The sequence below is a fragment of the Vibrio sp. Vb1755 genome (assembly GCF_033338635.1).
Taxonomy (GTDB): domain Bacteria; phylum Pseudomonadota; class Gammaproteobacteria; order Enterobacterales; family Vibrionaceae; genus Vibrio; species Vibrio alginolyticus.
Genome location: NZ_JAWOTA010000007.1, coordinates 84,582 through 96,911 on the forward strand (window position 1 = coordinate 84,582; position 12,330 = coordinate 96,911).

A 12,330-nucleotide genomic window follows, 5' to 3' on the forward strand; every position below is an offset into this window, starting at 1 on the left:
GTCCGATTTGAATTGAATGACATCAGTATACGCCAGATAAAACAAAAGGTTGACGCTTTCACGTCAACCTTTGTCATCATTTAGCTTGTGCTACTTAAGCTACCTACGTAAAAGCGGATTACATACGCTCTAGAGTATCAATACCTAGTAGAGACAGACCTTGCTTGATGGTCTTCGCTGTTAGCGCAGCTAGTTTCAGACGGCTTTGTTTCACTGCTTCGTCTTCAGCAACTAGGATAGGGCACGCTTCGTAGAAACTAGAGAACTGACCTGCTAGTTCGAATAGGTAGCTACACATGATGTGCGGTTGGCCTTCGCGAGCGACAGATTGAACCGCTTCTTCGAACTGCATAAGTTTAGCAATAAGTGCTTTCTCTTTCTCATCAGTGATTTTGATGTCGCCTTGGAGAGCGTCCATAGCAACACCAGCTTTAGCGAAAATAGAAGCTACGCGAGTGTATGCATATTGCATGTATGGTGCTGTGTTACCTTCAAACGCTAACATGTTGTCCCAATCGAACACGTAGTCAGTCGTACGGTGTTTAGATAAGTCAGAGTATTTAACCGCTGCCATTGCAACTGTTTTAGAGATCTTCTCTTTTTCTTCCGCATCTAGCTCAGGGTTTTTAGATTCGATCAGTTGTGCTGCACGAACTTCTGCTTCATCTAGAAGGTCGGCAAGGCGAACGGTACCACCCGCACGAGTCTTGAATGGCTTACCATCTTTACCAAGCATCATGCCGAACGCGTGGTGCTCAAGAGATACTGACTCAGGTACGTAGCCTGCCTTACGAACAATTGTCCAAGCTTGCATTAGGTGCTGGTGTTGACGTGAGTCGATGAAGTAAAGCACACGGTCTGCGCTTAGCTCTTCATAACGATATTTTGCACATGCGATGTCTGTTGTTGTGTATAGGAAACCGCCATCGCGTTTTTGAACGATAACGCCCATTGGTTCGCCATCTTTGTTCTTGTATTCATCTAGGAATACAACTTGCGCGCCATCATCTTCAACGGCAAGACCTTGTTCTTTTAGGTCTGCAACGATCTTAGGAAGCATGTCGTTGTACATGCTCTCGCCCATCACGTCGTCACGAGTCAGTGACACGTTTAGACGGTCGTAGTTGCGCTGGTTTTGGATCATGGTTACATCAACGAGTTTTTTCCACATTTCTGCACAGTACTCGTCACCGCTTTGCAGTTTCACAACGTAGTTTCGCGCCTTTACTGCGAAGTCTTCATCTTCATCGTACAGCTTTTTCGATTCGCGGTAGAAGCCTTCAAGGTCCGCAAGCTCCATAGAAACTTCGCCAGACTCTTGTTGTACACGTTCAAGGTTTGCGATAAGCATACCGAACTGAGTACCCCAGTCGCCGATGTGGTTCGCACGGATCACTTTGTGACCTAGGAACTCAAGAGTACGTACCACCGCATCACCGATGATGGTTGAACGTAGGTGACCAACGTGCATTTCTTTAGCTACGTTTGGTGCAGAGTAGTCAGCAACGATAGTTTGAGCTTCGTCTGCTGCAACGCCAAGACGTGAGTCAGCCAGTGCTGCTTCCGCTTGTTTTGCTAGGAACTCTTCGCTTAGGAAAATGTTGATGAAACCAGGACCAGCGATTTCTGTCTTGCTTGCAATACCATCTAGGTCTAGAACATCCAGTACTTTCTGTGCAAATTCTCGTGGGTTAGTACCCAGTTTTTTAGCAACGCCCATTACGCCGTTTGCTTGGTAGTCACCAAATTGTGGCTTTGCTGATTGGCGTACTGCCGCAGGACTGCCTGCAGGTGCGCCAGCGGCTTCTAGAGCCTGAGATACTTTGTCATTAATAAGTGCTTGGATATTCACACGCGTTTCCTTCAATTCAAGGACGAAGAACTCGGCGAAGTAAGTGCCGAGTTCTGTTGGAGTTCACAAAAATGGGGCTAATGATAACAACTTTATTGCTTTTCATACAGAGAGGAATTGGGGAAATTTATACTTTTTCGATTGAATGGAAATGTGGTTTGGTTTGCGTTTACTATTGCGCTCAGAGTAATGAGATAAATCGCCCCAAAAGAGAACCACAATGACGACTCAACTAGTTGAAAAACGCCTAGCGCCTAAATTGATGATCCAAGATCTGGATGCATTTATGGCGAAGATTGAAGAGCTTGCATCCCTGTTAAAACTGGATCTGAGCTTTGCTCAAGCTGACCATATTGCGCTGCGAATTAATGATACTGAAACAGCAAAAGCCGCGCATGAAGCATGGAATCAATACGGTAAGGTGATTTCACAAGCGAAAATCAACGGTCGCCCAATTATTGTTATTGAGTTCGATAAAGCGTTGGAAAGTCGTGGCTGGAAGATTGAGTGTCTGGAGCTGCCATACCCTGCGGAAGGCAAAATCTACCCAACTGAAAGCTGGGAACATGTGGAGTTTGTGATTCCGTCTCATGCCGAAACCGCAGATGAGTTTCTTGCTGATTTGAGACACACTTATCCAGCGTTTGGCGCACGCTTTAATGAGTTAGAAGAGCTGGGTGTGAAGATCAAACTGTCGAGCCCGAAAGGGGATGGCGAACGCTTGAATAACCCAACAGTGGCGTTTAAGTACCAAGGCATTTGTATCAAACTGCACCCGCATTCACTTAAGCGTATTGTGGAGTCTGAGCAGGCGTAAAACGCTAGGGTGAGAATTGCTGAGTTGCGATAGGCAAAAAGGGAGCCGAGGCTCCCTTTCGTAAGCGAATCACTATTTAGCCAGTGACTTGCTTTTTGGGTTGGTAATGGAAAGTTTTTTGCCTTTCAACTCTTCATCTAAAGGCAGTGTAAAAGTTTTGGCAAACGGCATTCGTTTACAATGATCCGCCTTGTCTCTAACGATAGTAATAAGAGCTTCTGTCTGTGAGCTTTGCTCTATTTTTAGGCTAAAATCATCGTTCTTACTGCAGCCGTTAGACTCTGTGATAAATGAAATTTGACTCTCACTTGTCCTATAAGTCTCTACCATCATTGCTTGGTGCTCAGACGTCTGGTTTGTTTGCAGTCCTGCGTTTGCTGAACATGCAGTTAAACTGATAGTGCCCAAACCAAGTAGGAATATCTTGAGTCTATGTTTCATCTCGTTACCTTTTTTTGCGTCGTACGAATGAACCTGCAGCCATTAACACCAGTAGGCCAATAGATAAACTGCCGCCTGAACTAGACTTTTTATTAACGTCGTTACCAGCATCGCCCGTATTATCTGTGCTGACTGACATATTTATGTTGCGAACAAATGCTTGCGCGCTGTAAATGCCACTTGAAAACGGGTGTTGGACGTATTCAAACGTTATCGTATTAGATGCTTTGTAAAGATCGATCTGGATCTCTTTATAATCGAGGAGTTGGTTGGTGCTATCGTAAATTTCACCATTAACTAAGATGAACAAGTAATCAAAACCATCGGACATTACTTTGAGATCCATGGTAAGTTTGCCCTTCGGAAGATCGGTCAAAACCAGCTCAGATACACCAGGATAAGCTCCCATATCCGCTGATTGCAGTTCACCATTTTCAGCCGTCCAAGCGTTTTGACCGGTATAAACATTTGCGTCTGCTAGCGGAATGGCATTACGCACTGATCTGCTTGCTTTATCTACACCTGAATACTCGAAAGTTGTTGTGAGTCTGGACAGTTTCGGATGATCGGTAAAGAGCTCTATCGTTGTTTCTGATCCCGAATAGCTAGGTTGGTAGCCGACGGTAATTTGACAGCTTTGCGAAGGCTTTAAGGTACCAGTACAAGTGCTTTTCTCGATGGTACTTCCGTATGATATTGTGCTTTGGTAGATGTTGAATGGGATAGTATCGTCATTACGAATAGTAAAGGTCTCTTGCTGCGCTTTTCGCTCAACGAAACGAAGATCTCGGTACTTAGTGAAGCTGATAGTATTGCGATGGCTATCTATCCATCCATTGTGTTGAAAATGAGCGACGTTGGCGTAAACACCATAAGCGTTTGGTTGAGCACATCCATCCCCCCAGCTGACCACGCCTAGCAATTTGTTGATACCGTTATCATCAACGATGAGTGGACCGCCGCTATCTCCTTGGCAGCTATCTTTACCTCCCCAATAGTATCCGGCGCAAATACCGTCATCTGATACATTAGAGTAGTTTCCTGGTAGGTTTTGGCAGGTAGCTCGATCTACGTATTCCAAATCTACTTGTTGTAAAACGGTTGGGTATATTCGGTCTGTCGTGGACGTATTTCCCCATCCAGCCACGTGCAACTTGTCTCCTACGCGTACGCTATCTAAAAGTTCTGGCGTTGCCAGGTCAATAGTTGCGCTATCGATATTGCGTTCTAATTCAATAAGAGCGATGTCATTGTTCGTTGTTATGTTGTTATATTCATCATGTGAATAGATATTTTTAATGGCGATGCGCTGTGCTTGAGACTCTCTGTTTTTGTCATAAAGACCAAGAACGATATCCAGATCGTCCGCATTAAGACCTTCCACACAGTGCGCAGCAGTTAATACGTATTTTCCACCTAGGAAACTGCCACCACAAAAGTGACCAATAGATGTAGGTTGTCCTTTACGTACCAGTGAAGCAATAAATTTCCAGTCGGAAGTGTTGGCAGGTTCGCCGCCGATAATGCGAGTGGATACATCATTCTGAACAGGCTCAAGAGTATCTGCGATTGTGGTTGCTGGTAAAGTCAGCCCAATCAGAAAAGCCACTAACGTTTTTTTCATTTTAATTCCGTAATATTAACGTGGTTTATTATAAGGAGGGCAAATGATAAACGGAATCATTCTCTCAGTAAATAGTTGTGGAGAAATGAAAAATTATAACGTATCGGTTTAACTTTGATGGTTAGAATTGGAGGGGGGATCTTCTGAAAAGATGAAACCCGCCAAGTTGGACGGGTTTCACTATCGTTGTAACTAGTACGGAGGGATTACAGGATCACTGTCTTATTCCCATAAACAAAGACGTGGTCATTGATCACTTTATTCAAAGCCTTACTCAATACGTTCTTCTCTACATCGCGTCCCGCTTGCGCCATATCTTGGGCATTGAATGTATGGTCGACAGGAATTACGTCTTGCTTGATGATCGGCCCTTCATCTAAATCATTAGTCACGAAGTGTGCTGTTGCACCGATGATTTTCACACCGCGATCGTAAGCTTGTTGATATGGCTTCGCGCCAATAAAAGCAGGTAAGAAGCTGTGATGAATATTAATGATTTTGTGGTGATATTTCTCAACAAACGTCGGCGTTAATACGCGCATGTATTTAGCTAGCACCAAAAAGTCAGCATCGTATTGATCGATCACTTCTAGCATCTTCTGCTCGTGTTCTTCACGGCTAAGGTTTTCATGGGTCACATGGTGGTAAGGAATGTCGAAGCGTTCAGTGAGAGTTTGCAGTTTGTCGTAATTCCCCACCACAGCGGCGATCTCAACATCTAGGCTTCCATCGTAGGTTTTCATCAGAATATCGCCTAAACAATGCGCTTCTTTTGTGACGAGAATGACGATGCGCTTACGGCGAGAGCCAACCAATTTACGCTTAGCACCTTGCGGGAGAGCTTGGTCCAAGTCGGCAAGAAACGTTTGATCGTTGAAGTACCCCTCCAACTCCGTTCTCATGAAAAAGTGGCCACTGGTATTATCAACAAATTCGTTATTGTGAACGATGTTGAGTTGGTGCTTGTAACAGATATTAGTAATTTTCGAGATGAGACCCGGGGCGTCAGAACAGTGGGTCAACAGTGTTTTCTTTTCCATAAATCAGGTACTTCCATGCATTAATATTTTAGCGTACGAATTTGTTATTATTCCCTGGCGGGTGTAACTGTACTGCCATGTTTCACCATAAATAATCTATTCTTACGTTGGTTTCAACAAAATATCCGCGTGTCGCCGCAAGCTGGTCAGATTGTGGGCTGATGTCACTCCTATTCCTCTGATATACTCTCGATAATTTTTCAAACTCAATACCAAGCATGATCGCAAAAACTTTTTCCTCTGATGGCGCGTTAGGTAAGGCCATTCCTGGCTTTCAAGCTCGTCAGCCACAAATCGATATGGCGGAAGCCGTCAGCAGTGCGATCAAAGATCAAACCCAGTTGGTGGTGGAGGCAGGAACCGGAACCGGTAAGACCTTCGCCTACTTAGTCCCTGCGCTGTTAAGCGGTAAAAAAGTGATCATCAGTACAGGCTCGAAAAACTTGCAAGAGCAGTTGTACCATCGTGACTTACCGCTCATGGTCAATGCGCTTGGTTTTTATGGCCAAGTGGCGTTATTAAAAGGGCGTTCTAATTATCTGTGTTTGGATCGTTTGAGCCGCCAAATGGTCGAAAGCCACACTAATGAATCTGACCCGACGTTATTAACTCAACTGGTTAAAGTGCGTGCTTGGTCATCAGAAACCAAAACAGGTGACCTTGGTGATTGTGATGATCTGCCAGAAGACAGCATGATCATTCCGACTATCACCTCAACCAATGATAACTGTTTAGGTAAAGAATGTCCGAGCTACACTGATTGCTTTGTATTGAAAGCGCGTAAGCGAGCCATGGATTCCGACATTGTTGTAGTGAACCATCACTTGTTTCTTGCTGATTTAGCGATCAAAGAAACAGGATTCGGTGAACTGATTCCAGAAGCCGATGTGTTTATTTTTGATGAAGCTCATCAGTTGCCAGATATTGCGAGCGAATATTTCGGCCAGTCAGTTTCAAGCCGCCAAATTCACGATCTTGCCAAAGACATTGAAATAGCCTATCGCACCGAAGCCAAAGATATGCGTCAATTGCAAAAAGTGGGCGACAAACTCATGCAAAGCGCAATGGACATGCGGATTGTATTGGGTGAGCCAGGCTTTCGTGGCAACTGGCGTGAGGCGTTGCAATCAGGTTCTATTAAGCGAGAATTATTGCGCTTAACTGACAGCCTCGAATTGGCGATTGATGTACTCAAAATAGCCTTAGGGCGCAGTCAATTACTGGATACCGCCTTTGAACGAGCAAATTTGATCAAAGGCCGTATCGACCGGGTATGTGATGTCGATATTACCGGTTACTCATACTGGTACGATACCTCGCCTCGTCATTTCGCTCTGCACATTACGCCTCTTTCTGTCGCGGACAAGTTCCATGAGCAAATAGAGATTAAACAAGGCGCTTGGATTTTCACGTCAGCAACCCTAGCCGTATCGGGCGATTTCAAGCACTTTACTGAGCGCCTTGGCCTCAAGCCTACAAAGCAATTTTCTCTGCCGTCCCCCTTTGATTATCAAAAGCAAGCGCGCCTTTGTGTGCCAAGGTATTTGCCAGAGCCAAACAGTAACGGCTTAGCGGATAAGTTAGTCCGAATGCTTGCTCCGGTGATTGAAGAAAATGATGGTCGCTGCTTCTTTTTATGTACCTCGCACAGCATGATGCGTGAACTAGGTGAGAAGTTCCGAGAAGTACTTGAGCTGCCTGTGTTAATGCAAGGGGAGATGAGTAAGCAGAAAACCTTGGCGGAGTTTATGGAACTGGGTAACGCTTTACTCGTGGCGACGGGCGCTTTCTGGGAAGGGATTGATGTTAGAGGTGATGCGCTGAGCTGTGTTATTATCGACAAATTACCGTTTACCGCCCCTGACGATCCGTTACTCAAAGCCCGTATCGAGGATTGTCGATTACGTGGCGGTGAACCATTTGCTGAAGTACAAATCCCGGATGCAGTGATTACGTTAAAGCAGGGAGTCGGGCGATTAATTCGAGATCAGAAGGATCACGGTGCGTTGATCATTTGTGATAATCGCCTCGTCACGCGAGACTATGGTGGTATTTTCCTCGGAAGTCTACCACCTATCCCAAGGACGCGAGACTTAGATGGAATCAAAGCATTCCTGAAAGCAGAACAATCTGTCACAGACGCAAGTGCTGAGGCATAACCCAATAAATGAGAGTTGTAGAGAGTTAAATGAGCGCAAAAATTCTTGCTATCGATACAGCGACTGAAAACTGTTCAGTTGCGTTGTTGGCTAATGATCAAGTGATTTCACGTAGCGCGGTTGCACCACGCGATCACACCAAAAAAGTACTGCCAATGGTTGATGAAGTACTCAAAGAAGCTGGCCTGACTCTACAAGAGCTGGATGCGTTAGCGTTTGGACGTGGTCCAGGTAGCTTTACTGGCGTTCGTATCGGTATTGGTATCGCACAAGGTTTGGCGTTCGGTGCTGACTTACCTATGATCGGCGTTTCAACGCTGGCTGCAATGGCTCAAGGTAGCTATCGCTTACATGGTGTGACCGATGTCGCTGTGGCTATTGACGCACGTATGGGTGAAGTTTACTGGGCACGTTACACTCGCCAAGCAAACGGTGAGTGGGCAGAGATGGATGCAGAGTGCGTAATTCCACCAGCACGTCTCGTTGAAGAAGCACAAGCAGACGACAAAACGTGGACGACAGCAGGTACTGGTTGGGATGCTTACCAAGAAGTATTAGCAGACCTACCGTTTAATTTGACGCATAGTGACGTTCTGTACCCTGATTCACAAGACATCGTGATTCTTGCTGAACAAGAATTTAAAAAGGGTAATACCGTGCCGGTCGAAGATTCGAGCCCTGTTTATTTACGTGATAATGTGACATGGAAAAAACTTCCTGGTCGCGAATAGTCCGTTTTTCATTAACCTGACAAAAAGCAGGGCGTTTGCCCTGTATTTTTATGGAGTGCTATGGCGTCGATTAATGGCTTGCCTCCTTCTTTGATTCCCGGTGCAAATCGCACTCATAAAGCCAGTCAAAAGAAGCAGGTAAATAAATCACAAACAAAGCAGCCTGTAGGTCAGCCTTCAAAGGTTGCTAACGCCGTGGCGCACTCCATAAAACACGTGGATGAGTCCCAAATTCACCGAGCTCAAGTGCAATATGACCTTCCTGAAGGGGGCGCACGTAAAGCAATGGAGCAGTACATGGATGTCATGAATCGAGCTAAAAAAGAGGAACTGGCTCAATTACTTGGTGTCGATATTTACGTGTGAGATCTCCCCAGCTTGGGGTTACTAATATTGAAAGGTGGTTTATGAAGGTTTTTGGACGGTTTTTTCTCGCATTATTTGCTACGGTTGGTTTGTCTGCGTGTAGCTCTTTGCCAGAGGAGCTAAATGCAAGCACAGAATTGGTCGTTACAGACTATAAAGCGTTTGCTGAGTCTCAGGGGCAAGTGAGTGAAGATGTTCGCCTTGGTGGAATCATCGCTAAAGTGGATAACTTTAAAGATAAAACGCGTCTAGAGATTGTAAACCTTCCTATCAGTAAGTCTGGTAAACCTGATATTGATGAAGAGCCTACGGGGCGTTTTGTCGCCTATTTTGATGGCTATTTAGAGCCTGTCGCCTTTAGTGAAGGCCGTTTGGTGACGGTTGTAGGCAAAGGAGCAGGGGAAGAAGAAGGAAAGATCGGTGAGCACGGTTACATCTTCCCAGTAATTAAGGGGGAAGGGTACCGTTTATGGAAAATTGAAGAACGTGTACGCATGTATGACTCGCCAACCTACTTTTACCCATGTTACTCGATTAACTGCCGCATGTGGCGTAATGATTTCCCGCAAGACGGTAAAGTGATAAAACAGGTCAAATAATCTGCGATGCATGAGCGTCAATTCGAGCTTCCTGCCGGCAAAATGGCAGCCCTTGAGATAGGGAACGAGAAAACGGCTGACTTGTCAGTCGTTTTTCTTCATGGGTGGTTAGATAATGCGGGCAGCTTTAAAGCGCTCATGGAGCAGTTGAATCAACTTAATCCTCACTTACACCTCCTCGCCATCGATCATTTTGGTCACGGTTTATCGAGTCATAAATCTCACGATAATTATTACCCCTTTCACGACTATATTGCCGATTTGTATCAGTTTTTGGACGAATTATCACCAAACAGACTGATATTAGTAGGGCATTCACTTGGTGCTTTAATCGCAAGTTGCTATAGTGCAGCGTTTCCAGAGCAGGTCGAAGCTCTTGTGCAAATTGAGGGAGCAGGACCTCTTCATGAGGATCCTACTAACAGTTTGCCTCGTCTTCGCGATGGCGTTTTAAGTCGAATAAGACAGCAAAACAAGCCAGAGCGAGCCATTGCCTCCTTCGATCTGGCGTTAAAATTACGCATGCAAGCCAACCAATTAACCGCTGAGCAACTTCTACCGATAGTCGAGCGTGGAACAGAGCAGCGAGGAGATAAATGGTATTGGCGGCATGACGCCAAGTTAAAATGTGCGTCGCTTTACCGAATGGCGCAAGCGCATGCTAACTCGATTACCAGCCAAATACGTTGTCCTCATTTGATTGTATTAGGCGATCAAGGATTTCAGAATTTACCATCTAACCAAGCTGATTGGGGAGAGAACCCACCGCAAGTGGTTTCTGTCAAGGGTGGTCATCACTGTCATTTAGAGCAAATACTCGAGGTCGCAACGCGAATTCTTGGTGTAGTTAACAAAATTTAAACAAGTGTTTGAGAGTTGCGTGCTCAAGCACGTTCGCTGTGCTGTAATAGCTTTCAAAATAAAAAGGACGCTATTTTTTAGCCAGTTATAAACGAGGAGTAACATCGTGGATAAACCATGGCTTTCACGTTATCCAAGTGACGTACCTGAAACCATTAATCCAGAGCAATATGAGTCTTTGGTAGAAATGTTTGAACAGTCTGTACAAAAATATGCAGACCAACCAGCATTCATGAACATGGGCTCGGTTATGACCTTCCGTAAATTGGAAGAGCGTAGTCGCGCATTCGCAGCGTATCTGCAAAACGAGTTAAAACTGCAAAAGGGTGACCGCGTTGCTCTGATGATGCCAAACTTACTGCAATACCCAGTAGCATTATTTGGTATTTTGCGTGCAGGTTGTATCGCCGTAAACGTTAACCCACTTTACACTCCTCGTGAACTTGAACACCAATTGAATGACTCAGGTGCGACGACGATTGTGATTGTGTCTAACTTTGCGAATACGCTAGAACAAATCGTCGATAAAACACCAGTCAAACACGTAGTGTTAACCAGTCTTGGTCAAATGCTGCCACGAGCGAAAGGTACGATTGTCGATTTTGTCGTGAAGTACGTTAAGGGCATGGTGCCTAAGTACGATTTACCTGGTGCAATCTCAATGCGTCAGGCTCTACGTAAAGGTCGTCGTCTACAATACGTTAAACCGTTTATGTCTGGGGATGACATTGCATTCCTGCAATATACGGGGGGGACGACAGGTGTCGCGAAAGGCGCGATTCTGACTCACCGCAACATGATTGCGAACGTTCTACAGGCAAAAGGCGCGTACGGACCGGTTTTATCTCCGGGGCGTGAATTAGTCGTGACAGCATTACCGCTGTATCACGTATTTGCTCTTACCGTAAACTGTCTGCTGTTTGTTGAAATGGGTGGTCGTAACTTACTTATTACCAACCCTAGAGATATTCCAGGGTTCGTGAAAGAGCTACAAAAGCATCCGTTTACTGCGATTACGGGCGTGAATACCTTATTTAATGCATTGGTCAATAATGAAGATTTCCACGAGTTGGATTTCAGTAATCTACGTTTAGCCGTTGGCGGCGGCATGGCAGTGCAGCGCTCAGTGGCAGAAAGATGGCAAAAGACCACGGGTTGCTATTTGCTCGAAGGTTACGGTCTAACAGAGTGTTCTCCGTTGGTGGCGGCATATCCGCATGATCTTGTTGAATACAATGGCTCTATTGGTCTGCCGGTACCATCAACAGAAGTTCGTATCGTGGACGAAGAAGGTAACGCTCTTGCGAATACTGAAACTGGCGAACTTCAAGTTCGTGGTCCTCAGGTTATGCAAGGTTACTGGCAACGACCTGAAGCAACGAAAGATACGATTAACGAAGACGGCTGGCTATCAACTGGCGACATCGTTAAGTTCGATGACGAAGGCTTCCTGCATATCGTTGACCGTAAGAAAGACATGATCTTAGTATCAGGCTTTAATGTTTACCCGAACGAAATCGAAGACGTTGTAGCACTTCACGGCAAAGTACTTGAAGTTGCTGCTATTGGTCAGCCGCATGAAGTGTCTGGTGAATTAGTGAAGATTTATGTCGTGAAACGCGATCCGAGCTTGACCAAAGACGAAGTGATCGCGCATTGTCGAGAACACTTAACTGGCTACAAAGTTCCGAAGTTGGTTGAGTTCCGCGAAGACTTACCTAAAACCAATGTCGGTAAGATCTTGCGTCGTGTTTTACGCGAAGAGAATGACGCTGAACTTGCGAAGAAAAGCGCATAAGCCGATTTCGTCGAGTCGAGAGATTTAAAAAATGATAGAATG

Annotated in this window: 11 protein-coding genes; 7 read left to right on the forward strand and 4 right to left on the reverse strand. The window is 45.3% G+C overall.

The window, feature by feature from the left end; genetic code table 11:
- Nucleotides 1–118: 118 nt before the first annotated feature.
- Nucleotides 119–1,852, reverse strand: coding sequence for an arginine--tRNA ligase (gene argS, locus R7E00_RS08910; RefSeq protein WP_005388349.1), 1,734 nt, complete (start codon nucleotides 1,850–1,852; stop codon nucleotides 119–121).
- 220 nt (nucleotides 1,853–2,072) lie between these two features.
- Here argS and R7E00_RS08915 point away from each other — a divergent pair, with 220 nt between their 5' ends.
- Nucleotides 2,073–2,669, forward strand: coding sequence for a VOC family protein (locus tag R7E00_RS08915; protein ID WP_065274265.1), 597 nt, complete (start codon nucleotides 2,073–2,075; stop codon nucleotides 2,667–2,669).
- Between the two features lie 72 nt (nucleotides 2,670–2,741).
- On the opposite strand, the gene R7E00_RS08920 is transcribed toward R7E00_RS08915, so the two are convergent.
- The 3 genes from R7E00_RS08920 to purU all read right to left on the reverse strand — a co-directional run bounded on the left by R7E00_RS08920 (nucleotide 2,742) and on the right by purU (nucleotide 5,774).
- Nucleotides 2,742–3,110 (reverse strand): hypothetical protein, encoded by a 369-nt coding sequence (locus tag R7E00_RS08920; RefSeq protein ID WP_005382200.1) that lies wholly within the window; start codon nucleotides 3,108–3,110, stop codon nucleotides 2,742–2,744.
- Nucleotides 3,111–3,114: 4 nt separating this feature from the next.
- The gene (locus R7E00_RS08925) at nucleotides 3,115–4,734 is read right to left on the reverse strand and encodes a S1 family peptidase (RefSeq protein ID WP_005382202.1); all 1,620 of its coding nucleotides are present in this window, start codon (nucleotides 4,732–4,734) and stop codon (nucleotides 3,115–3,117) included.
- A 206-nt stretch (nucleotides 4,735–4,940) separates the two neighbouring features.
- Complete coding sequence (gene purU, locus R7E00_RS08930; protein WP_005382206.1) at nucleotides 4,941–5,774, reverse strand: formyltetrahydrofolate deformylase; 834 nt, start codon at nucleotides 5,772–5,774, stop codon at nucleotides 4,941–4,943.
- A 218-nt stretch (nucleotides 5,775–5,992) separates the two neighbouring features.
- Here purU and R7E00_RS08935 point away from each other — a divergent pair, with 218 nt between their 5' ends.
- The 6 genes from R7E00_RS08935 (at nucleotide 5,993) to fadD (ending at nucleotide 12,288) form a co-directional block, all read left to right on the forward strand.
- Entirely contained in the window at nucleotides 5,993–7,933 is a 1,941-nt protein-coding gene (locus tag R7E00_RS08935; protein ID WP_005382210.1) for an ATP-dependent DNA helicase, read from the forward strand.
- Between the two features lie 29 nt (nucleotides 7,934–7,962).
- Nucleotides 7,963–8,664: a tRNA (adenosine(37)-N6)-threonylcarbamoyltransferase complex dimerization subunit type 1 TsaB gene (tsaB, locus tag R7E00_RS08940; RefSeq protein WP_017819943.1), complete on the forward strand. Its 702-nt coding sequence runs from the start codon at nucleotides 7,963–7,965 to the stop codon at nucleotides 8,662–8,664.
- A 60-nt stretch (nucleotides 8,665–8,724) separates the two neighbouring features.
- On the forward strand, nucleotides 8,725–9,030 hold the full coding sequence (locus tag R7E00_RS08945) for a hypothetical protein (RefSeq protein ID WP_017819942.1): 306 nt from the start codon (nucleotides 8,725–8,727) through the stop codon (nucleotides 9,028–9,030).
- Between the two features lie 41 nt (nucleotides 9,031–9,071).
- Nucleotides 9,072–9,629 (forward strand): Slp family lipoprotein, encoded by a 558-nt coding sequence (locus R7E00_RS08950; protein WP_005382214.1) that lies wholly within the window; start codon nucleotides 9,072–9,074, stop codon nucleotides 9,627–9,629.
- Between the two features lie 6 nt (nucleotides 9,630–9,635).
- Entirely contained in the window at nucleotides 9,636–10,490 is an 855-nt protein-coding gene (locus tag R7E00_RS08955; RefSeq protein WP_005382215.1) for an alpha/beta fold hydrolase, read from the forward strand.
- Nucleotides 10,491–10,596: 106 nt separating this feature from the next.
- Nucleotides 10,597–12,288, forward strand: coding sequence for a long-chain-fatty-acid--CoA ligase FadD (gene fadD / locus R7E00_RS08960; protein ID WP_005382216.1), 1,692 nt, complete (start codon nucleotides 10,597–10,599; stop codon nucleotides 12,286–12,288).
- The last annotated feature ends 42 nt before the right edge of the window (nucleotides 12,289–12,330 follow it).

Coding starts and splice junctions, on each gene's coding strand:
- R7E00_RS08920 (WP_005382200.1), bottom strand. CDS start 3,110: ATGAAACATAGACTCAAGATATTCCTACTTGGTTTGGGCACTATCAGT.
- R7E00_RS08945 (WP_017819942.1), top strand. CDS start 8,725: ATGGCGTCGATTAATGGCTTGCCTCCTTCTTTGATTCCCGGTGCAAAT.
- tsaB (WP_017819943.1), top strand. CDS start 7,963: ATGAGCGCAAAAATTCTTGCTATCGATACAGCGACTGAAAACTGTTCA.
- R7E00_RS08950 (WP_005382214.1), top strand. CDS start 9,072: ATGAAGGTTTTTGGACGGTTTTTTCTCGCATTATTTGCTACGGTTGGT.
- R7E00_RS08935 (WP_005382210.1), top strand. CDS start 5,993: ATGATCGCAAAAACTTTTTCCTCTGATGGCGCGTTAGGTAAGGCCATT.
- purU (WP_005382206.1), bottom strand. CDS start 5,774: ATGGAAAAGAAAACACTGTTGACCCACTGTTCTGACGCCCCGGGTCTC.
- R7E00_RS08925 (WP_005382202.1), bottom strand. CDS start 4,734: ATGAAAAAAACGTTAGTGGCTTTTCTGATTGGGCTGACTTTACCAGCA.
- R7E00_RS08915 (WP_065274265.1), top strand. CDS start 2,073: ATGACGACTCAACTAGTTGAAAAACGCCTAGCGCCTAAATTGATGATC.
- R7E00_RS08955 (WP_005382215.1), top strand. CDS start 9,636: ATGCATGAGCGTCAATTCGAGCTTCCTGCCGGCAAAATGGCAGCCCTT.